Source organism: Rhizobium sp. CB3090 (genome assembly GCF_029714285.1).
Lineage (GTDB): Bacteria > Pseudomonadota > Alphaproteobacteria > Rhizobiales > Rhizobiaceae > Rhizobium.
In genome coordinates, this window is record NZ_CP121664.1 from 351991 (window position 1) to 372257 (window position 20267).

The following is a 20267-nucleotide window of genomic DNA, read 5'->3' on the forward strand; positions in this document are numbered from 1 at the left end:
TCTGATTGCGTGAGGCAGTAGGTAACGACGCCGGGACCGGAGATACGGTTCCAGGCTTCGACGTTGCATTCGCCGCGAAGACAGCGACCCCGATCATTATGAGCATTATCCAGAAGTCTCGGTATGGTCCCGCCACGCGCGCCACCGTTACCCTATGTCCATTTGAACTTGCTTAAGCCGTACATACGCTTCAACTAATTGCGGGGGCGGGTTCCTTCGTAGGTCGGAGGCAGTATCCAGAAGTTCCTTGAGCTCATCCGGAGCACGCCTCAGCTCTCCTTCCAAGTCAGCCCTCTGACGCGCTATGTCCGTTTTGACCTCATTTATAGCCTGCGGATTGGTGGCAATATGACTATTGAATACAAATTTCTTCTCAACGGACGACGACCAATTCGCAAGGGCGTCGGCTTTTTTCGGACCAATGCCAGGAACGGCCAAAACCGAGCGAGTCTTCACGTCCCACGCGCTGTCAAAACCAAACGACGAGAGCGTTACCGTCCTGCTCTGTCCAATCCCACCGATTTTTGCGCGGGAGATCAAGTGCCCCTGCATGTGGCTCCTGAATTGAAGGTCCCTTTTCTTCCGCTCGAGCTCGAGGAGCCGTTCGCGTTCCTGTTCCGGAAGTTTGGCATGAGCCGAGGCCAAGGACAGATAGTGGCTTTTTCGTTTCAGGAACACGGCAGGCCCGGCGTGCTCTTCCCAAATTTTCTTCTTCTCTTCCCATGCTGCAGTCGCCGCCTGCAGTTCGACCCGAAATTCTTCCGCAGGACGGCGGGCTCGGATCATCATTATGATTGATGCAATAACCAGAGCGGTACCCCAGAAGCCATTCAACTGATTGGCAAGGAAAAAGCCTATCAGCAGTCCGGCAACCGACGCAAAAAGCGTCAGTTGCTTTCCATGTGATGCGGCTGCCGCCGCAGGACTGCGGGTAAGAGACGGAACCGCGATGATGCTTTCAGGGGCAGGCGGTTGGCTTGGTGGAGCGGGACGGTTGATTAGAGCAATGAGGTCACCGATGTTCAGTGTGGAAACAGTGCTTGAAATCTTTGCGGCGAATAGGCTCCGGCCCATCGATTTCTCGAGGCGGCACCAGGGGCACGACGCGCCACCCCGAAAGTACGCATGTGATTTGTCTGCAGAGCACTCCACCAGACCCTGCTCGAGCTTGCCGAGGATTTGGACCCACGATGCCGCGTTGGGCCGACCGCCCGGACGATCACCATTCTTGCTGAAGGCTGACTCGAAGGCGTCAGAAACTTCATTGCCAAAGTCACTGAGCGCTGGTGTTAGCGGCGGGGGTTCCATGCGCGTCTCAGCCCTACGTGCGCTATAGGCGAAACGGTGGTCGCCGATAGCGGTCGGTATGTCTATGTCTCCAAGACCCAGATGCTTGCCGGCAAACGGATGTCTCCCAAGAAAAAGCAGCTGAAAGATGAGGACGGCCAAACCGAAGTTGTCGTGGTTTGCCGTTCGAACCATTTTTTCGAAGTCCGCACCTCTGAGCTCAGGTGGCGTATAATCCGGCACGCCTACCGTGCAGCGATAGACCTCTGGCCCCTTATTGAACTGAAAGGAGTCACTGTCGATGAGAGTTACCATAGCCTGGTTTGAAACGAGGATGCCGGAGTGGTTCACGTCGCCGACTACGCAGCCTGTATTGTGGATTGCAGCAAAAGCGTTCGCGAGATTGAACGCACTGCGCACCAGGAACCGGGCGTCGGCAGAAGGAAATTCCGTCCGCCTGCTGCCCGGCCCATAGAGCTCGTGGATGTTCTTAAAACCTGCGACCTTCTTCATGGAAAAACCCATGAACGTTCCGTTCTTGTCGCTTACAGTGTCGATTGGGAAGGCGACTATGTCGGTTGTCTTGTGGAGCGCCGCCGACGTCATGGCAAGGATTTTTGCTTTCCTCTCGGAGGCTTTGCCGGGATTGTAGATCTTCACCGCCAAATCGCCCGCCTCGTGGATGTGGTAGACCGTGCCCTCGCCACCCTTTCCCAGCATCATACCAAGCGTGAGCTTCTTTCCATCCGATCCGAATACGGTAGTGCTCATTTGCGCACACCGAGTACTAGCGTCTTGTCGTCATCTGTCCGTTCGCAAATGGAAGGGCTTTCAAGATAGTCTCGGAGGGCTATCGACAGAGAAACGTTCCTGCCGGCTTCCTCCGAAAAAGCTAGCGGCGTCACTATCCGATTGAAGAATGGCTCATGGGCCGAACGATCTACGCTATTGAGGACTAGGCGCTCAATGCCGTCGGAGAATACTGCAAATCGATCGACACGACGGTCATTTCGAACAAAAGTCAGACGCGGATAAGGATCATCGGTGATGAAGCTGGTTGTCGATGCATATTCGCCTTGATAGGGCCAAGACGGCACATCCCATGCGTCGTCTCCTTCGTAGCGTACGACGGCTGCGCCGTCGCCGATGTGGAAGATCACAGTGCCGTTTTCAGACATGAGAGCAGCAACGGTTGTGGCCGCGAAATCGCGACGCTGTGTTCCAGATCGACTAGCCTTTGCGCTGATGTATTCGCGGATATCATCTATCCAGTCCCAAACCATTTCTTCACGAAGCTGGGACAGGGAGTGATTTGCAAGATATCCACGGATGAGCCGAAGCAGACCAATGCAGACTGATTTTGAACCAATCTCCGCCAGTTTTGCGCTTCCCGCACCATCTGAAACGATCACTGTCATGACCGTTTCATCGAGGCTGGCTACAGCCTCACTGAGCGCAAAATCCTGACATGGCAAACCTGTCTTCACATGAGAGGTGCCACGCGCACGGGCCGCGGCCCAACGCCAGCCATCGGTCATGCGATTGAGGCCCATCCGTCTGGTGTTGCAGGATTGGAGAGAGGAACGGCGTCGCCGGGATTGGATTGCGAGACGGAGCTTAGAGAGCTGGAAAGCCACTGGAACAGATCGCGGAACCTGAGTTCCTTCAGAGCCAAAGGCTGGCGCACGCAGATCTGGGAAAGCGTTTCGAAATTCGCGCCGTCGACGCCGACGGCAAAAAAGCTGAAGGCCTTTTCAGCTTCACCAGCCTTGATCTGGGCGGCCGCATTTTGCCACGTGTCAGTCGGAGCTCCGTCCGTAATCAGGAAAACCCACGGGCGATAGTACGAGATTCCGTTTTGGCGATAGGAGCTCTTCCGGTCGCGCAGGAGCCGAAGGCCTTCCTCGATTGCGTGGCCCATTGGCGTATCTCCCTGCGCTGCCAGTTCGGGCACGATCCAATTATGCACGCTTGTAAAGTCGTTCACGATGCTGACTGGGCCGAAGGAGACGAGGCCTATCTCAACGCGCTTGGATGCGAGAGAGTCCGCATAGAGCTCATCCTTAAACTGAACAAGACCTTCATTGAGTTCTCTCAGTGGGCGTCCTCGCATTGAACCTGAGACGTCCAGCAACAGGAGGCAGGGGCAGCGCGGTTCGGGATTGTCCACGAACTCGGCGCCATCAAAGGGAATTTGCTCAAATGGATTCGGCATGCGGTTCTCCTCAAGCTTGTGAACAATGCATAGCAGCTCTCGCCGGCGCTGCATTTACAAAAGAGCGCTCAAAGATTTTTTTTGGCCGGGTGTGGCATTTTGGAAAGACACCGGAACGGCGACTCTGGGCTCGATATGGCAGCATGGAGGCGCAACGAATGCTACCTAAGTGCGCCGTGCAAAAGTGCAAACAGCCAGGCGACGACTAGGACCCAAAACACCGCCGAATACAATATTTCGCAAGTGCGGCTGCGGTAGCGGCGGCCAGTAGCAATGACATTGCCGAATTTAGGAAAGTGATACTGAAACCATAAGATGGCCTTCCCAGGAAATAGAAATACCATCCACCAGAGTCGCGGCCGAGTGCTCGAGCCGCTTTGTGGTGAGGGGACCTGGTGCATTGCCATCGCGATCTCGTTGCCTGCGGACTAAGATTCCTTAGGCAGCATATACGAGTCTCCGGGAGAAGCTACCCAGGGTTTTTCTCACGCAGACATTATACAATCACGTCATGATCTTCGACTTGGCTCGAGGGTGTTGCTGACAGCAATCTTCTTCCCACCTGGGTTCGTATTGGTCGTTGGCGACCGCAGGGCAGTGAATCAGACGGAGGACGCCATCGACACTTCCAAGCGTGTGCTGCTCCTTTTTGATCATGGCGTGGAAGTGCCGAACGAATGGGCGACGATCTCCGACATTTACGCTGATCTGGAGGCTCCGAACCTCAAGCTGGCAAGGGATGCATTACGCGCCTCGTGTATCGTCCAACGCCTCCAGAGGAGGATGTTGCGGAAGCCGTGGCCATTGCGCCTGGCCTATTTTGGAAGACCGTTCGAAAGGGTCGCAGTTTCGATGAGACATTGGGGCGTTTGCGTTGGCTGCGAATGCAGCCAACGTTAGCCGGGCGAAGTCTGGCGAGGTGGTACTGGACCGGAGTAGTGTAAGAGGCTACCGCGCAGCCCGCGATTGGGCGTCAACGCTCGTTGGTGAAGTTGCCGAGTAGCGTACAGGTAAGCTGAGATGGTCCAATATCGATAGCCGGTTGCTCTTGAGTGGGCAGCGGGAGGTGCGGAAAGACCGCATTCGCGCGCATTCTGGCAAAAACGCTCGATGCGCATTTCATCCCGACCTCGTTGGCTGCTTGGCAGAGCAAAGGAGCGTTGGACGCTCTCTCGTTTCGGCACTCTTGGAAATGATCGATGGCGGCGAGAAAAACGAGGGCTTCTTTATCATGGGCGCCTGTAATTTCTCTGAGCGTCTCGATCCCGCGCTCAAGTGGTCGGGGTGTCTTGCAAAACACATTGCGCGGCCTTCATCTGAGTAACAGCCGACAAACCGTCTATGAGTTCCATAATATAGATTACGCCACATTTTGTTGTAGCCGGGTACATTCTATTTTCAAGTGCGACATGCCAATGAATTCAATGGCTTCACTTTGGAGATTTTGGCATGTCCCGGTGCTATCAGCAACTCACCCTCGCCGATCGGCGGCGCCTTCATCACCTTGTCGAGCGCAAGGTTCCGGTCAACGAGATGGCCCGCCAACTCGGGCGTCACCGATCGACTATCTATCGTGAGATCAGACGCAATACGTTCCATGACTGTTGATTTGCACTGAGAAGTGACCCGGCATTTGCGCCGAGAATTGACCCGCCTCTTAGGTATGTTTCGGGTCGGTGGTGGTGGTCAAGTTCCTACTTTTCTCCTTTGCTGTTTTGGGTTCATGCGCTGAGCTGTTCTTGAACCGGAAGCTGTCGTTTCCGGTTTCGAGGATGTGGCAGTGATGGGTAAGCCGGTCGAGCAATGCGGTGGTCATCTTGGCGTCGCCGAAGACGCTGGCCCATTCGCTGAAGCTCAGGTTGGTGGTGATGATGACGCTGGTCCGCTCGTATAGTTTGCTCAGCAGATGGAAGAGCAATGCACCGCCTGATGCGCTGAACGGCAGGTATCCGAGTTCGTCAAGGATAACGAGATCGGAGTGTATGAGCCGGTTGGCGATCTGACCGGACCGTCCTTGAGCTTTCTCCTGCTCGAGAGCGTTGACCAGTTCGACGGTCGAGAAGAAGCGAACCCGCTTATGATGATGCTCGATGGCTTGAACACCGATTGCCGTGGCGACATGCGTTTTGCCTGTGCCGGGCCCGCCGACCAGGACGATGTTGTTGGCCTCGTCGAGGAAGTCGCAGCGATGAAGCTGACGCACGAGCGCCTCGTTGATCTCGCTGCTTGCGAAGTCGAAGCCGTTCAGATCACGGTAAGCGGGAAAGCGTGCCGTCTTGAGCTGATAGGCTGTCGATCGCACCTCCCGTTCCGCCGTCTCCGCTTTGAGGAGCTGCGACAGGATCGGAATGGCGGCCTCGAACGCCGGCGCTCCCTGTTCGGTCAGTTCACTGACGGCTTGGGCCATACCGTGCATCTTCAATTGCCGCAGCATGATCACGATCGCGCCGCTTGCTGGGTTATGACGCATGGCGAATCTCCGTCTTTCTCAGGGTGTCGTAGCGTTCGACGTTGGCCTTTGGTTCATTGGTGAGTGTCAGTGCCTGGGGCGCATCTATCGTCGGCGGAGTGAAGGATTTGCCATCGACGAGGCGATGCAGCAGGTTCAACACATGCGTCTTGGTCGGAACGCCGGACTTCAGCGCCATGTCGACGGCCGATAGCACGGCCTGTTCATCGTGCTGCAGGACGAGCGCCAGGATATCGACCATCTCGCGGTCTCCGCCAGGTTTCTTGAGCAGGTGTTGTTGCAAGGCTTTGAAGGCCTCGGGAAGCTCGGTGAATGGAGCACCGTTGCGGAGAGCGCCGGGTTTGCGTTGCACGACCGCGAGATAGTGCCGCCAGTCATAAACCGTCTGTCCCGGCCGATCATGGGAACGGTCGATAATGCGCTGGTGCTCGCAGATGATCAGGCCTTCGGCGGCGACAACGACACGATCCGGATAGACCCGCAGGCTCACCGGTCGATTGGCGAAGGATGCCGGAACGCTGTAGCGGTTGCGCTCCAGATGCACGAGGCAGGTGGGAGAGACCCGCTTGGTGTATTCGACAAAACCATCGAACGGACGGGAAACCGGCATAAGAGCCCGTGCTTCCTCCGCCCAGATATCGGCGATGGTGCCGCGCATCTGGCCGTGAGACGTCTGTGCCCAAAACTCTTTGCAGCGTTGCTCTAGCCACTCGTTGAGGGCCTCCAGAGATGGAAAGCGTGGCATGGGTTGCCATAGCCGATGACGAGCGTCCTGGACGTTCTTCTCGACCTGACCCTTTTCCCAACCGGACGCCGGATTGCAGAACTCCGGTTCGAACAGATAGTGGCTGGCCATCGCCAGGAAGCGAACATTCACGTCGCGCTCCTTACCGCGGCCGACCTTGTCGATCGCCGTCTTCATGTTGTCGTAGATGCCGCGCCGGGGAATGCCACCGAAGACGCGGAATGCGTGATTGTGGGCGTCGAACAACATCTCGTGTGTCTGGAGGAGATAGGCCCGAACGAAAAAGGCCCTGGAATAGCTCAGCTTCGTATGGGCAACCTGTAGCTTGGTGCGCTCATTGCCGATGATCGCCCAGTCTTCCGACCAGTCGAACTGGAATGCTTCACCGGGCTCGAATGCCAAAGGCACGAATGTTCCGCGTCCTGACGTCTGAAGCTCTCTCTGTCGATCGGCTCTCCACTCTCGAGCGAAAGCGGCGACACGGCAATAGGAACCCTCGTAGCCCAAGCTCAGCAGGTCGGCATGGAGTTGTTTAAGGGTCCGCTTCTGCTTGCGGGATTTGTTGGCCTCCGTCTTCAGCCAGGCCGATAGCCGGTCGGCAAAAGGGTCAAGCTTGCTCGGCCGCTCCGGAACCTTGAACTTCGGCTCGACGCCACCCAACCGCAGGTACTTGCGAATGGTATTCCGGGACAGGCCAGTCCTGCGGCATATCTCCCGGATCGATAAATGCTCTCTAAAATGCCAGCGTCGGATCACGCTCAATAACGCCATGTCGATCACTCCATAGCTCCCGCTGAAAACACGCGGAGCAAGGTTCAAAACATGGGTCAATTCTCGATGACAATATCCGGTAATGCCGGGTCACTTCTCAGTGCAAATCAACACGCTAATCTGGCGTATGCACGGCATCTCACTCTGCTGAAGCAATTGCTCGGTTAGCAAGTTCTTTGCGGGTGAGTTTTACATCCATCAAGGATTCCGGTTGATGTCGACGTTCTCGTTCGGCAGTAAGGCCGCGATGAGTTGCCCTGTCGTTACCCGTGGCAGGTAACGACAGGGCGCGGTCGCCGGCGCGGGTAGCATGGATACGACGGCGACAGGGCGATTGCTCTATATCAGACGATCTCCCAAACAGGAATTTTATGGTCAATTCACTCAGCGACAGGTGGATTGGATTCGCAGAACTCGGATATGCTGCCCGACGTTGCGATCGACAGGATGAGTTTTCGAAGCCGATCTCGAGTTCTTCTGCTCCCGGAACTGGTTTCCATGCCCGGCTCCCTCAACGTCTACAGCGACGATGATGGACGCTGCCGGTTCTTTTGGCTTCCATGACAGTGATATTAAATTCTCGACGTCGGATCGGTCGAGATGTCGATTGAGCTGCTTAAACGTGACTCCCGCCAGCCCTCACTCCAAAAGGAGGCATGTATGGATCTAGCCTTTGAATCGATCAAAGGCTGTAAGCCGCTGGATGGGTGGATCCGCGTCGTCCCACTGGTAGATCTCTGAGCGAAGATAGCAAAGCTCGTCTTCGAGGCCGTCTTCGGCAACCTCGATCCACCAGGACTTCGGCCGGCCGTCACTGCCGTCCGACCAGCGATATCCTCTTGCCTTCAGGACGTCCTTCATGTCGAAAGGGCTATGCTCCGCATAGATGCGGGCACGCGACCGCCTGCTTGACCGGAAAAGTTCGGCGAAGGGCGCCGCTCCCTCACCCTCGCCACGTCCGAGAACCTCAAGGAGTGCGAAGCAGTCGTCGACCGCCCGGTGTCCTGTGTGAAAATAGCCCGCCTGACCGATCAAGTATCCAAGCTTCGTTCCCTCGAAGCCTCTCGCGCTCCAGTCAATCTCCGAGACGGAGCAAGCCCAGGCCTTATTGGCGAAGACCGGGGAGAACGCCTCGCAGAACGGACGATCGAAACCGGCGTTATGGGCGATGATCAGATCAGCCGGGACGACGAGATCTTTCACGGCCTGCATGTCAATGATCTGGCCATCGACCATCTCGTCGGTGATGCCGGTGAGCCTGGTAACCTCCGCCGGAATGGGAGCTGTCGGCTGCTGCAGTCCGCCATAGGTGCCGATCACGTCGCCAATCTTCCCATCTTCATCGAAGGTGAAGGCGATAAGTCCGAGCTCGATGATTTCGCAAGTCCGGTGATCAAGACCAGTGGACTCCGTGTCGAGAACGATGCCGACATTCGGAAATCCTGCTCGCGGCACCGTCGCAATATCACGCTGCGGCAACTTTCTGAGGATCCGGTATTCTCCGCTGCCTTCAAGCGCGCGGATCATCTCATCCGCGCTTTGGTGGTAAGTCGTCTGGCGCCGCGATGCACGACGACGCACCTGCAAGCCGTCGCCCTCCGAATTGCCGGGCGTAAACATATCGAGTTGCGAATCCATGATCCCTTATCGCATCAATGATCGATTCGGGCGAGCCGCGAGGTTTCATCCGCTGCTCCAGCGCGCCGGAGCCAGATTATCTAGACAAAGCCAGTTTAAGCGAATTTTGCCCGTGGAAAGTCAGCGGTATCTTTCCATGGGGCGTGTTTCACTTAACGACGCTGATGTCTGTGACGCTGTCCTCGATCAGCCCAGGGCGGCGGGGGCAAGCCTATGGCATTTTACAGGCACGGTGTCGTTCGTTCGACCGATGCGTTGGAAAAAACACCGTACGATAGACGGTTCGGGCGCGGGCGCTATGAACTCAATATCGACTTCATCGTTGACCGCCTGCCGGCAACGGAGATCTCAAGATATCCGCGAAATGCGTAGTTAAGACGGCCGGACAGCATCTCATCTGACACGTCTTTATCGGGTTTGCGACACAGCTTTGTTGAGCAAGCTCGTTTTGTCTCAAATTAAACAACTGAAAAGCTGACGGGAAGTCCTTCTCTGCCGGCTGCTGATTTTTGGCACGGGCCTTGCAACCCTTGTAGCGAAACGGCGGGGGCGGCCGACGAGCATTCCTTTCTCGGCCAAATCCAGCGGACGGACCGAGGACGACGAGAGCAACATGTCAGATATCTATCAGAGTACACTCTACCGGAGACGGCATTGACCACATCGGCAATCCCTTCCCGCCAAATAACGAATTATCCCGCGACGGAGGAGGACTTCTGATCCATGACGTCTTTAGCAATCCTCGACGCACTCGGAAGCGAAGCAGTCGGCTCCAGGCCGGCATTGACACCGAATGTGTGCCCGAAATCCATATGCTCAGCAAGAAGGGCGATTCACAGTGCTCAACAGTGGAAATAGTCTTGCGAATGCGAGTTCGTATCTGAACGGCACCGCGCCCTATTGGAAGAAGAACCTTATCGTTTGTGCTGCCGGTTCGTTCACGACGACCGTCGCCATGACAATGTTACTCCCCTTCTTGCCCCTGTATATCCGGGAACTAGGCGTCATCGATCAAGCATCCATAGCACAGTTTTCGGGCGTGGCTTACGGCGTGACTTTCCTTGCGGCCGCACTGGTTGCCCCGCTCTGGGGAAGACTTGCCGACCGCTACGGTCGGAAGGCGATGATGGTTCGCGCAAGCTTGGGCGTGGTCGCAGCGATGGCCTTAATGGGTGTGGCTCAAGACGTATGGCAGTTCCTGGCTATAAGATTTTTGTCCGGTGTACTCGGAGGCTACTCGTCTGGTTCATATGCATTAGTAGCTACACAGGTTCCCAAAGACCGTAGTGGCGGGGCGTTGGGGTTGTTGGCCACGGGGATCATGGGGGGCTACCTCGTCGGCCCGCTGATCGGCGGATTTCTACCGGCATTAATCGGCATTCGAGAAACGTTCTTTCTGACCGCGGCCCTAGTCTTCCTCACTTTTCTTGCCAGCGCATTTTTGATCAGAGAGGATTTCAATGCTCGAACGACAGAGCGTGAATATTCCAACAGTTGGTCGACGATTCCAAGCAGGAGGCCTGTCTTGGCAATGCTGGCGACTGGCTTGCTTCTGATGATCGCCAATATGTCGATTGAACCGATAACAGCGATTTACATTTCGCAACTCGTCGAGCCTAACCGTCATATTACCCTTTGGGCCGGTCTGGTCATTTCGGGTACAGCGTTTGGGAGTGTTCTCTCCGCCTCGCACCTTGGAAGACTAGCCGATCGCGTCGGACACTGGAAAGTTATCGTTGTCGCGATGTGCACCGCTGCGGCACTCCTTCTGTCACAAGCTTTCGTTACGAACGTTTTGGAGTTGGTGGGCCTCCGAATATTGATGGGGCTCGCTTTAGGGGGATTGCTACCTTGTATCGGCAGCGTGATACGTCACAGTGTCCCCGAGCAAGCCGTCGGCGCGATACTCGGCTGGTCGACATCGGCGCAGCACGCGGGTCAGGTGCTGGGCCCGGCCATTGGCGGCGTATTAGCTGCTCATGCCGGTATACATTCAGTGTTCTTTTTTACCTCGTTCCTCATGCTCGTCGGAGGTTTTATCGCTTGGAGCAGTCGACCTTAAGCTACGCAGAGGAAGCCGGATTTGACGGCATCTGGGCATCTGGATTCGAACTATCGGCGCTCTTCGGCCTTGCCGACATAAGCCTGATTACGATGACCCAGCATCTCGACATGCTGCGCGCCATAGCCGGGAAATCGTCCCTGCCGATCGTCGCCGACATCGACACGGGCTATGGCAACGCGTTGAACGTCATTCACGCGGCACGCGAATACGAGAAGGCCGGCGCGGCAGCCGTGGTGATCGAGGACAAGACCTTCCCAAAGGTCACCAGTCTTGCAGTTGATGGTCGTCAGGAACTGCTGCGCATCGAAGAGTACCAGGGCAAGATTGAGGCCGCGGTGTCCTCGCGCACCAACCCGGATTTTATGGTCATCGCCCGCACCGAAGCGCTGATGGAAGGTTTGGGCGAAGAGGAAGCATTGACGCGCGGCATGGCCTATGCCGAGGCCGGCGCGGACATGGTCCTGGTCCACTCGAAGAAGAAGGACCCGGCTGCGATCGAAAGTTTCTCGCGGGCGTGGAAAGGGCCGGTCCCGCTGGTCATCGTTCCGAACGCCTATCCGGAACTCGATGCCTCGCGTATCCGCGCGCTCGGCAATATCCAGATGACCATCTATGGCAATTATGGCATTCGCGCTGCGACGACAGCAATGCAGAATGCCTTCCGGCGTTCATTGCCGATGGCGGCGTGCAAAACGTTCACAAGGACATTGTGCCCGTCGAGGAGATATTCCGACTGCAGAAAATGGATCAGGTCAAGGCCGACGAAAAGCGGTTCCTGAGATAGGTTGGTGCTCATCCCGTTCACGCCCGCCGCCAATTCAGACGAGGCAGAGTTTGGTGTGCTTGTCGTCGAAGAAGGAACTTCGCTTTCGCTGAGTTTCGACCTCGATCAGATCGCGGCGTTTCGTGAAGCTTTTGGTGACGACGCATTTGTCGAGGTAGGCACGGGCTATGTCGAAGAGAGAGCCAAAGCGCTGTCCGCGATAGACGAGTTCTGGCTCTGGAAAGAAGCCGTCCGAGCGCAGGTCCCGGATCCAAGCGATGCGGCAAGCGTCAGCGACGCACATAGCATTGATATTGATCTCGTTCGAGCGCATACGCGAAGGCTGCTGGATGTGGCCTGCCAACGGCTTGCGCACCATTGAAGCGGGCCGGCGATATCCAACACGGCCGAAGACTACGGTTGACGTAGAACTTCGTCCACCAGGGTCAGCGTGCCAAGGCGATCAAGAAGCTGATTTGCTTTCTTTTCTCCGAGCAATTCGGGCGCCAATGTTGGCCAATGCTCCAGTGCACGACTAACTGTCGCCACGACCTCGCGGGTGATCAGCTTCTCGTCCAAACGAAGAAAACTTGCGACCCTCTCAAAACGATGAAGGTTCACGTTTTCGAAGCTTTGGGTTTTGACGAACCTCAACGCCATAGTGTCGGATGGATTGTAAAGAACGGTCGGGACGATATCGTAGGCAGGCGACAATCGGATTTCGCCGGGTGCCGGGAATCGGAAGGACCAGTTCTTAAGATGGTTGTCGCCATTGCCCAAAAGCACGTCTGCAGCGACCCTTCGGATGGCTTCCAATATGTCATCGCGATGATCGGTACTGAAGCGGCGCACCATGTTGATGATGGTTTCAGTCGTCGCCATCGTGTATTTGCGATCGCCTATCGCTCCCAGAATTTGGGCTGCGTCTTCGATGTGAATGCGACGATCATCGTCGGCACGGTCGAAGCGATCGATGACGAGAACGCGTTTTCCGTGGGCCAAGAGTTCCGCGGGAACGCCGCTGATGACATCGCTGGAGACAAGCCGGCAATTTGCGGTTCGCACGCCAATCATTTTTGCCATATGCATGGCCGCGTATTCAGCCTCGGGCAAACCTGGGAATCGCTCGCTTGCGACCTTGATGATGCAACGGCCGGTGTCACCGCGACCGGGAACCGTCAGTCGCTCGCCCTCGACGTTGGCTGTGAACTTGAGCTGGACACCTGCGAGCGAGAATTTGACCGCGCCTTCAGGCAGCGCGACATCCACGCCATGTACCTTTTCGATGGTGATTGGGCCGGCTGACCCTGGGATCGCTGTTTCCGGTACGACGAGAATTGCGCCGGGGAGATCGCCACCCAGGCGGGTCAGAACGTCGAATTCGTCGTGATCGCCCGGCCCCATTTCGTTCAACACGAGATCCCTAAGGGCGCCCTCCGGAAGCAGCCCTGAAAACCATGGTGGCAATGTGCCGTGAAGCCCAATTTTGTCACCGCGCCGCGCCAGACGATTGCGTGTGCCCTCGTCATCGTCAGGATCGAACCAACCCAGGCTCAGAATTGGCCGCTTTGGATCCCGTAGGAATGTTTCCGCAACGACAAACGCGACTGCGCCGTCACTGTCGCGCGTCAGGGTGCCTACCCTAACCTTCCCTTGTGTCTGATCCAGAAGATGGACGCCGAGGATCGCCGAAGATTTCGCCATCACGGCTCCCCTTTGTCGTCTTCATCGAGATCGACAAAAAGTTCCTCGAATGCGCTGGCCGCCGCCCCTCTATTCTGCTGTTCCCCCTTTTCGCCAATCAGCGCCCTCACTTCCCCGACCCGGGACTTCGGCAGTAGGACGGGCATAAGGTCGAGTGCATCGCAGATTTCGGCAAACAGGGTCAGTCGGTCCCTACCCCGCCGATCCGTCGCAAGGTCCCGTTCGAGTTCCGATATTCGCGCCCGGTCCCGGCCGAGCCTTTTCGCAAGTGCTGGCTGACTGAGACCTCGCCGTTTACGGGCGGCCAAGAGTTGTTCGCCAAGAGCGTTGAAAATCGTAGCATTCATGCGGAATATCGCTCATCTAAAGGTCAATGTACGGAATATCGTGCGGCCAGAAAATAAACTAGAATGCGGAATTCTGCAACACTGATCCATAAGGAGCGGAATAGCGCATCCGGTTCGTCGCTGACCTCAGCGGTTGCGCCAAGCCTGCTCCCGCCTTTTCAGCAATTCGATCTAGCGTTGGCGCAGCGTGGCGATCTCGATCTCGCCTCTTGTCCATTCATCGACCCAGCGCTCAAACTCTTCGGACCTTTCGATGGGAAGCCCCCATCTTTTGGGCCCGGCCAAACGCCCTTTCGACAATCGCGCGCGAACTTCGATCGACATGACTAACTCCATCCATCCAATCGGCAGCCCGAACACCCGGGAACGCAGCCGCGCCAATGTCTTAAGCCTGAGTGCGGCTGTCCTCCGCTTCAATACTCAGGTTTGACTGACGAGGCGACCACCCAGCCACAAGAATATGCGCCCTTCCGAAGAAATCGACGCCGAGGACGACCTTGAAATCGTCTATGAGTACACGCCTTGGCATTGAGCCGAGGCATTGCCTTCGGCCTGCGGCTAGCGAGCGGCAGTCCGAAGGGAGGCTTCGCCGCGGCCGACATCGATCCGATGCGCGCGGTGACGAGGCGCACGTTGACACGCGTGAAAGTTCCTACCGTGTTTCCTTTGAGCGCATCTGCATATTCGATTGACCAGTGCGGGATGCGGGCAAGTCGCGATGAACGATTTCCAGAGCTTCGACCCAAGGGACAAGGGAGCAGCTCTGCGCCTGATGCGCAAGCTGCTCAGGGGCCAGGGCACCACCCCGCGGGTAGTGGTGACCGACAAACTGCGTTCCTACTCTGCCGCAAAGCGGAATTGATGCCCGGTGTCGAGCATCGCTCGCACAAAGGGCTCAACAATCGGGCCGAGAATTCGCACCTTTCCGTGCGACGACGGGAGCGACGTATGATGCGCTTCAAGTCGGCACGGCAATGCCAGCCCTTCGTCTCAGTCCATGGCCAGATCGCCAATCATTTTCTTCTTCACCGAAAAACCTGGCTGCCGCCGATCATAAATGCCGTTAAGGCGATGCTACCGATGGCGCTTCTGGCGGCGAATGCTGCCGAGAACGCCGCGCTGAAGGCTGAGAGAGACGCTCTTGCGCAGCGTGTCTTCAAGCTTGAGGAAGAACTGGCGCTTGCTGTCGATGGCGGTAAAGATGCTCGGATAGATGGCGCCGAGAGGAATTGATGCGGAATTCGGCTCGGCGTGGTGCTGAATTCCGCTAGTTCAAGAACGGACCGCCGCAAGACGGATCTTTGCCGAAGTAGCAGCCGGTCACGTTGAAAGAATCCACAAAACAGGACGTCCGGCAAAGGTGCAGCTTGCTGCAGATGGCACAGCCCGAATCAACAACCTCTGGATCTGTCGCTCGCTTACAAAGTAGCGCGAATGTATCACTGTTCCAAATCTCTTTGAGGCCAGCATCGAAAACATTGCCAAAAGTAAAAGCCTTCACCCCGTGCATCTTGTCGCATACGGACACGTCGCCGCTCGGAAATATCGACATGCCAGACTGCATGCCGCCACAGGGATGCCAGTCCGTCTCTGTCCACAATTTGGTGGTATCGTCGGGCGGTTCTATATTACAGAGATGTGAATACTGTTCACGTTTTTGTATGATCCGATCTCGGGCACGTGACAGCTCTTCCGCAGTAACGTTCGGAGCACCATTGGCGGCGGAGTTGATTGCCCCGCTCTCTATATAGGAAATGTCGATACCTTCAACTCCCAAATCGACCAGAAAGTCTATGGTTTCCTCCACCGCATGCTGGGTCATTGGCGTCAGCACGCTCTTGACACGCACTCGGATTCCGGCTGCGCGTAAAAAACGAATCGCATTGGCCACCTTGGGAAAATGCCCGCTGGTCCGGGTCACCTGATCATGCAGCTGCGGCGAGCAGGCGTCCAAACTGATCGTCACTTCTTTCATGCCTGCATCTTTCAAGCGGACGGCAATGTCAGGATCAGTCCCGATTACCGTTCCGTTGCTAGTGAAGACCGGGATCATACCCCGTGTGAGCGTTCGCTCTAGCAACTCGAGCCAACCATCAAAGATGGTAGGCTCGCCACCAGTGAATCCTGCAAACACCACGCCCCAGTCCGCAGCCTCATCCAGCAACGCAAGGCACTTGCTCGAGCTCCAGCGCGGGTCGCTCCTCTGGCGACTATCTTGATAACAGTAGGAACAGCTGAAGTTGCAATTGAACGTAAGAGTGATGCTGATACCCGCAGGAACGGGCCATTTGCCAAAAGTTGCGAGGTCAAGCGCGGAGGAATCAACCCGGTAGAGGAATTTTTGCGGACTAAATCGATCTCTTGGGTTTGCCGTCATGTCGAAATTAAAGAAAATGCTGATACTTGCTCAACAACTGATCAACTTGTGAGTGAGCATCAACACCCTCAAGGTCAAAAGTTTGGCCATAGATAAAGGCGATTTGTGAAGGGAGGAGACCTTTGTCACACAGCGACAGAAAGAACGCGTGAGAAGGGTCAAGCATTTGGATCTGGGAAGGATGGTGACCATGAGCCAAGGCGTACCCCGCCATCGGCTTTAGGCAAACCGTTTCCTTGAGCTGAGGGAACAACTTGGTATGGTCCATGGTCGTTAATCCGGATTTCCGATCAAGGTACGCCGACGAGCTGGATGCTGGCCACGACCGCAGCCAGCTCCATTGCTCTGAAGAGGGGGCCGGGCCTCTCCAAAAGCTCGCGCGGCGATAGCCGCACTCCTCAAACCCTCCACTCTGCCCCGCTCTGCACCCCAAAAGATGCCGACGCTGGTAAAGTGCCGCTCCGGATTTGAGCTATGTTGCCCGGTGGACGTCGATCGAGGATCAATGTTCAGTGCAGTTGATCGAGATAGGTTTGGTATTCCAGCAGCCCGGCCAGTCTGGCCGGCGGACTGCGATTTCGGCTGCCCCTTGCACGGGTAGCGCCCGTATCTCTGTTCGAATAGCCTCTTCACGGAGCTGCGCAGCCAGGATCTTTAGGGTATCTGCTGTGTGCACGTATCCCGAGGTTTGGTGGTCCGTCATTAGTCAGTCTCCTGAGTTGAAGTGTGCCAAAAAGTTTACAAAAAACGGGAAGCAAGCGTCATGCCGCGTCGGCCGCAAGTGCGGCTCCACGCCGTGAATGTCCGGCATTTGCTCACCTTTTTTCAAGTGGGTACACTGGCATCCTTATATGTCGGAGTTTCGGATTGTTCGACCGGGGTAGAATTTGTCGGATGGGCGACAGCTTTGTCTGATCGAGTCTTATCGAGATCTCGGGGACGTATGAGCAGGCCCCGGCGAGACGGGCCGGTACGATCATGGCCTGGAGAAGGCACCCCACCAAACAAAAGCTCACGCTGCCGCCCGATGACCTGTGATTAGGCATGGAATAAGGAGGCTGACTCAGTCTCGCTGATATTTTGGATTCGACTGGCCTTGTTCTCGAAGGAGAAACAGCACCATGCGAGCCCAGTTTCGGATTTCTGATCTCGTCCCTGCCGAGTTAAATGTGGGGGCAGTGCATGATGGTGCCGACGCGATCGCCATTAATCATCAGTTGCTCAAAATGCGAAGGAACGCGGGAATCGGTGGCAGTGTAGACACCGGAAATGCGCGCGACGAACCTTCACCGACTGGTTGCCCGAGGTTGCTTCACCTTACATGCGACGAACTGAACGGATGGCTGAGATGTAGGCTTGATTGGCCACAAGATAGGCGGTCGCCCGGGTGAATACTTGATGCATCGGCTCCGCATGCCGGTCAGCGACGACACGATCTTGCGGACATTGAAGCGCACCAAGTCCTGTTGGGAGGCCCTTTACCGCACGGTATTGCTTTCCCTCAGCTCAACAGCAGCTTGGTGCCGGACACCAATAGCACGGCCGCGAGGATGAACCTGAGGGTGCACTCGGAGAGGTACCGGCTACCTACAAGACCGCCAGCGACGCCACCTATGCCGACCGCGAGTAGCCACAGCGGGAGTGCCGAGGGAATAGACTTGATCGAGGCATAGGTGCCAGCGAGAGCTGCCGCCGAGTTCAGCAGATTGCATGCGGCGGTAATGGCGGCGGTACGCCGGGCGCTAACCCAGTTCAGTGCGAGGATGATCGGCGCGAGGAAGATGCCTCCACCTGTTCCTGTCGTTCCCGAGACGAAGCCGATCACCGCCCCCGTCAGCAGAGCGGGCAGGAAGGGAGGAGCCTCGGCGGCTTGGACTGCAACCTTTTTCGTTATTGCCGAGCAAATCATCTGTACGCCCGACAGGATCAGAATGATTCCGACGAGGGGATAATAGACATGTATCGGTAACTGCACCGATCCGCCGAGCAGCGAGAACGGAAATCCGAGCACGGCGAACGGATAGAAGGTCCGCCAGGAGAACAGCCCCGAACGACAGAACTGGACGGTCCCAATCGCGGCGACGAGCAGGTTCATGGCGAGTGCCGTGGGCTTCATCACCGTCGGCGCGAGCCCGTATAGTCCCATAGCCGCCAGATATCCCGACGCTCCGGCCTGGCCGACCACTGCATAGAGCGCCGCGACAATGAGGAATAGCACGGCGAGCGATGTGGCTTCGTCAAAGGCAGTCAAGTTCCATAGCCTCGTGATAGGTGAGGGAAGGATGGACCAGGTGCGTTGCAAGCGCAGGACCAATGCCTGCGACCTTGTCAGCGATGTTGGCTGCATCGAGATGATCTCGTTGATGTATCCCGGATCGCCGACACGCACTACGGTTTCTATGTTGCGAGTGATCACCGAGTGCATGGTGGGAGCCAGCAACTTCGAAGAGACGACAGGAATGAGCACTCGTTTGGATGCCCATCCCTGAGCCTTGTGCACGCTTCGCCCAGCCGTGAATGAGCTTCTCAAGGTCGGCGGTAGTGATCGCGTCTTCAGCGCCGTCGTCGAACCGCACCAAGGCACCTTTGGCATGAGGCTTCGTGACGATGCCCAGAGAGCCGTTCATGAACCCCGCGCAGATTGAATCCCCCCAACCTTGTCCGCCTCGACCATGGCGACGCGGAGAGCGATCTTGGAGCCGATGGATACCTGGGTGCGTGGGAATTCAGCCCGAGCGAAATAGCCGATGCAATTGCCCAGAGAGTTCAGTTTCTCTAGCCGGCAGATCCGTCGCCTTCAATTTGTCCATCATCAGAATCCGCGCGTCGATATGGAGTGGGTATCAACGCGTGCTTTATAGCGCCACACGCCGATTCTTCTCATAGCTGCGCCCGAGATCGTATTTCGGCAGGACGCCAAAAGCAGCACGGTATTCCTGAGAGAAGCGGCCCTGATGTATAAACCCCCAGCGGCGCGCGATTTCACTGACCATCGCAGACGGCGTCGCCGTCAACAAATCTTGGCGTGCGCCATCAAGACGGAGCTGCCTTAGGTAAGCCATTGGGGTGACATTCAAAAATCGTCGAAAATTGATCTGCAGCGCCCGCACGCTGACACCCGCTGCCGCTGCCATATCCGTGATCGTGATCGGCATTGCGATATGTGCTCTCGCAAACTCCAGCGCTCTTCGAAGCTGGCGAGGGGCTATTGTCTGCACCCGCGATCCGGTGTCAGAAAGCGTATGGGGCAGATTCTGCACCATCAGCAGACAGAACATCTCTTGGAAGCTGGTCAGGGCAATGGGAGAAATCTCTAGGTTTTGATCGGCGCAAATCTCATCTCGGAAGAACCGCATGAGCTTGAAAAGATGCGCCGCCGGTCCCGCCGTCAGGTCCTGCAGGGGAACGAATTCGAAATCGACAGGCGGCAGACGTTCGAAGGTGCTGGTCAGGGCCGCGTGTACCGCGCTCCTCGGGACGCAGAATCCTTCGGCAACGGAGCCTGCGTGAATATTCACCGCGGAATAGCGGTCGGCCGTCGTCAGCAGTCCCGTGCAGGGCGTGATAGCATGCCTTATGCCGCCTGTTGCCAGATCGTAGCAGGTTCCATGCTCGAGGAAAAACATGAAGTCATCATTCTCGATCGTGACGGAAAAGGCGCGGTCCGTTGAGCTTGCCCCCACCCAGCCCACCAGCTCGCCAGCGCCATGAACACCGAATGAGAAGAGACCGCGGCTGTCGGTACTGAGAGGCCGATAGAAATTGTCCTGCTTTTCACCGTTAAGCCATTCGGACACTTCGCCGGTTGTGAGTGCCGTCGCCTCGAGTTTAAGCGTCAAAATTTCGGTCAACTTGCCCTACCCAATCACTGTTTTTTGTCGCGCG

Annotated in this window: 15 protein-coding genes and 4 pseudogenes; 6 read left to right on the forward strand and 13 right to left on the reverse strand. The window is 56.6% G+C overall.

What is annotated here, in order from left to right; all coding sequences use genetic code 11:
- Positions 1 to 147: 147 nt before the first annotated feature.
- Genes QA646_RS28475 through QA646_RS28485 form a run of 3 tightly spaced genes read right to left on the reverse strand, consistent with a single transcriptional unit; the run spans position 148 to position 3502 of the window.
- Positions 148 to 2058, reverse strand: coding sequence for a protein kinase domain-containing protein (locus QA646_RS28475; protein WP_283060638.1), 1911 nt, complete (start codon positions 2056 to 2058; stop codon positions 148 to 150).
- The gene (locus tag QA646_RS28480; RefSeq protein ID WP_283060639.1) at positions 2055 to 2825 is read right to left on the reverse strand and encodes a PP2C family serine/threonine-protein phosphatase; all 771 of its coding nucleotides are present in this window, start codon (positions 2823 to 2825) and stop codon (positions 2055 to 2057) included. Before QA646_RS28480 ends, QA646_RS28475 begins: the two co-directional genes overlap by 4 nt.
- Entirely contained in the window at positions 2822 to 3502 is a 681-nt protein-coding gene (locus tag QA646_RS28485) for a VWA domain-containing protein (RefSeq protein ID WP_104825809.1), read from the reverse strand. The genes QA646_RS28480 and QA646_RS28485 overlap by 4 nt, the downstream gene beginning before the upstream one ends.
- Positions 3503 to 4951: 1449 nt before the next feature.
- Between QA646_RS28485 and QA646_RS28490 the strand changes: the two are divergent.
- A pseudogene (locus QA646_RS28490) lies at positions 4952 to 5104 on the forward strand (helix-turn-helix domain-containing protein); the annotation flags it as partial.
- 55 nt (positions 5105 to 5159) lie between these two features.
- Here the strand turns inward: QA646_RS28490 and istB are convergent.
- The 3 genes from istB to QA646_RS28505 form a co-directional block, all read right to left on the reverse strand.
- Positions 5160 to 5972 carry an IS21-like element helper ATPase IstB gene (istB, locus tag QA646_RS28495; protein ID WP_283060640.1) on the reverse strand — a complete coding sequence of 271 codons (813 nt, stop codon included), beginning with the start codon at positions 5970 to 5972 and terminating at the stop codon, positions 5160 to 5162.
- Entirely contained in the window at positions 5962 to 7488 is a 1527-nt protein-coding gene (istA, locus tag QA646_RS28500) for an IS21 family transposase (RefSeq protein ID WP_260303847.1), read from the reverse strand. Before istA ends, istB begins: the two co-directional genes overlap by 11 nt.
- 666 nt (positions 7489 to 8154) lie before the next feature.
- Entirely contained in the window at positions 8155 to 9126 is a 972-nt protein-coding gene (locus tag QA646_RS28505; RefSeq protein WP_283060642.1) for a 3'-5' exonuclease, read from the reverse strand.
- A 793-nt stretch (positions 9127 to 9919) separates the two neighbouring features.
- Here QA646_RS28505 and QA646_RS28510 point away from each other — a divergent pair.
- The 3 genes and pseudogenes from QA646_RS28510 (at position 9920) to QA646_RS28520 (ending at position 12336) form a co-directional block, all read left to right on the forward strand.
- Entirely contained in the window at positions 9920 to 11188 is a 1269-nt protein-coding gene (locus QA646_RS28510; RefSeq protein ID WP_283060643.1) for an MFS transporter, read from the forward strand.
- A gap of 5 nt (positions 11189 to 11193) precedes the next feature.
- A pseudogene (locus QA646_RS28515) lies at positions 11194 to 11975 on the forward strand (isocitrate lyase/phosphoenolpyruvate mutase family protein); the annotation flags it as partial.
- A 1-nt stretch (position 11976) separates the two neighbouring features.
- A complete protein-coding gene (locus QA646_RS28520) occupies positions 11977 to 12336 on the forward strand; it encodes a hypothetical protein (RefSeq protein ID WP_283060644.1) in 360 nt (119 codons plus the stop codon).
- Positions 12337 to 12368: 32 nt separating this feature from the next.
- Here QA646_RS28520 and QA646_RS28525 read toward each other — a convergent pair whose 3' ends face one another.
- The 3 genes from QA646_RS28525 to QA646_RS28535 form a co-directional block, all read right to left on the reverse strand.
- Entirely contained in the window at positions 12369 to 13658 is a 1290-nt protein-coding gene (locus QA646_RS28525) for a type II toxin-antitoxin system HipA family toxin (RefSeq protein WP_283060645.1), read from the reverse strand.
- A complete protein-coding gene (locus tag QA646_RS28530; RefSeq protein ID WP_283060646.1) occupies positions 13658 to 14005 on the reverse strand; it encodes a helix-turn-helix transcriptional regulator in 348 nt (115 codons plus the stop codon). Before QA646_RS28530 ends, QA646_RS28525 begins: the two co-directional genes overlap by 1 nt.
- A gap of 171 nt (positions 14006 to 14176) precedes the next feature.
- Positions 14177 to 14329, reverse strand: a complete 153-nt coding sequence (locus QA646_RS28535) for a hypothetical protein (protein WP_283054409.1) — start codon at positions 14327 to 14329, stop codon at positions 14177 to 14179.
- A 421-nt stretch (positions 14330 to 14750) separates the two neighbouring features.
- Between QA646_RS28535 and QA646_RS28540 the strand changes: the two are divergent.
- Positions 14751 to 15238, forward strand: a pseudogene (locus QA646_RS28540) (DDE-type integrase/transposase/recombinase); the annotation flags it as partial.
- A 34-nt stretch (positions 15239 to 15272) separates the two neighbouring features.
- On the opposite strand, the gene QA646_RS28545 reads toward QA646_RS28540, so the two are convergent.
- Together QA646_RS28545 and QA646_RS28550 are read right to left on the reverse strand one after the other, a co-directional pair.
- Complete coding sequence (locus tag QA646_RS28545; RefSeq protein ID WP_283060647.1) at positions 15273 to 16382, reverse strand: radical SAM protein; 1110 nt, start codon at positions 16380 to 16382, stop codon at positions 15273 to 15275.
- Between the two features lie 7 nt (positions 16383 to 16389).
- Entirely contained in the window at positions 16390 to 16650 is a 261-nt protein-coding gene (locus QA646_RS28550) for a hypothetical protein (protein WP_283060649.1), read from the reverse strand.
- A 975-nt stretch (positions 16651 to 17625) separates the two neighbouring features.
- Here QA646_RS28550 and QA646_RS28555 point away from each other — a divergent pair.
- Positions 17626 to 17837: pseudogene (locus tag QA646_RS28555) on the forward strand (ISL3 family transposase); the annotation flags it as partial.
- A gap of 46 nt (positions 17838 to 17883) precedes the next feature.
- Here the strand turns inward: QA646_RS28555 and QA646_RS28560 are convergent.
- Both QA646_RS28560 and QA646_RS28565 read right to left on the reverse strand, forming a co-directional pair.
- On the reverse strand, positions 17884 to 18975 hold the full coding sequence (locus tag QA646_RS28560) for a sulfite exporter TauE/SafE family protein (RefSeq protein WP_349254276.1): 1092 nt from the start codon (positions 18973 to 18975) through the stop codon (positions 17884 to 17886).
- A gap of 262 nt (positions 18976 to 19237) precedes the next feature.
- Positions 19238 to 20233 carry a helix-turn-helix transcriptional regulator gene (locus QA646_RS28565; RefSeq protein ID WP_283060650.1) on the reverse strand — a complete coding sequence of 332 codons (996 nt, stop codon included), beginning with the start codon at positions 20231 to 20233 and terminating at the stop codon, positions 19238 to 19240.
- Between the last annotated feature and the right edge of the window lie 34 nt (positions 20234 to 20267).

Bases quoted from the DNA above. Each gene is read 5' to 3' on its own strand.
- QA646_RS28525 (WP_283060645.1), bottom strand. From the start codon at position 13,658: ATGGCGAAATCTTCGGCGATCCTCGGCGTCCATCTTCTGGATCAGACA.
- istB (WP_283060640.1), bottom strand. From the start codon at position 5,972: ATGCGTCATAACCCAGCAAGCGGCGCGATCGTGATCATGCTGCGGCAA.
- QA646_RS28510 (WP_283060643.1), top strand. From the start codon at position 9,920: ATGTGTGCCCGAAATCCATATGCTCAGCAAGAAGGGCGATTCACAGTG.
- QA646_RS28550 (WP_283060649.1), bottom strand. From the start codon at position 16,650: ATGGACCATACCAAGTTGTTCCCTCAGCTCAAGGAAACGGTTTGCCTA.
- QA646_RS28545 (WP_283060647.1), bottom strand. From the start codon at position 16,382: ATGACGGCAAACCCAAGAGATCGATTTAGTCCGCAAAAATTCCTCTAC.
- QA646_RS28475 (WP_283060638.1), bottom strand. From the start codon at position 2,058: ATGAGCACTACCGTATTCGGATCGGATGGAAAGAAGCTCACGCTTGGT.
- istA (WP_260303847.1), bottom strand. From the start codon at position 7,488: ATGGCGTTATTGAGCGTGATCCGACGCTGGCATTTTAGAGAGCATTTA.
- QA646_RS28535 (WP_283054409.1), bottom strand. From the start codon at position 14,329: ATGTCGATCGAAGTTCGCGCGCGATTGTCGAAAGGGCGTTTGGCCGGG.
- QA646_RS28530 (WP_283060646.1), bottom strand. From the start codon at position 14,005: ATGAATGCTACGATTTTCAACGCTCTTGGCGAACAACTCTTGGCCGCC.
- QA646_RS28560 (WP_349254276.1), bottom strand. From the start codon at position 18,975: ATGCCAAAGGTGCCTTGGTGCGGTTCGACGACGGCGCTGAAGACGCGA.
- QA646_RS28505 (WP_283060642.1), bottom strand. From the start codon at position 9,126: ATGGATTCGCAACTCGATATGTTTACGCCCGGCAATTCGGAGGGCGAC.
- QA646_RS28485 (WP_104825809.1), bottom strand. From the start codon at position 3,502: ATGCCGAATCCATTTGAGCAAATTCCCTTTGATGGCGCCGAGTTCGTG.
- QA646_RS28480 (WP_283060639.1), bottom strand. From the start codon at position 2,825: ATGACCGATGGCTGGCGTTGGGCCGCGGCCCGTGCGCGTGGCACCTCT.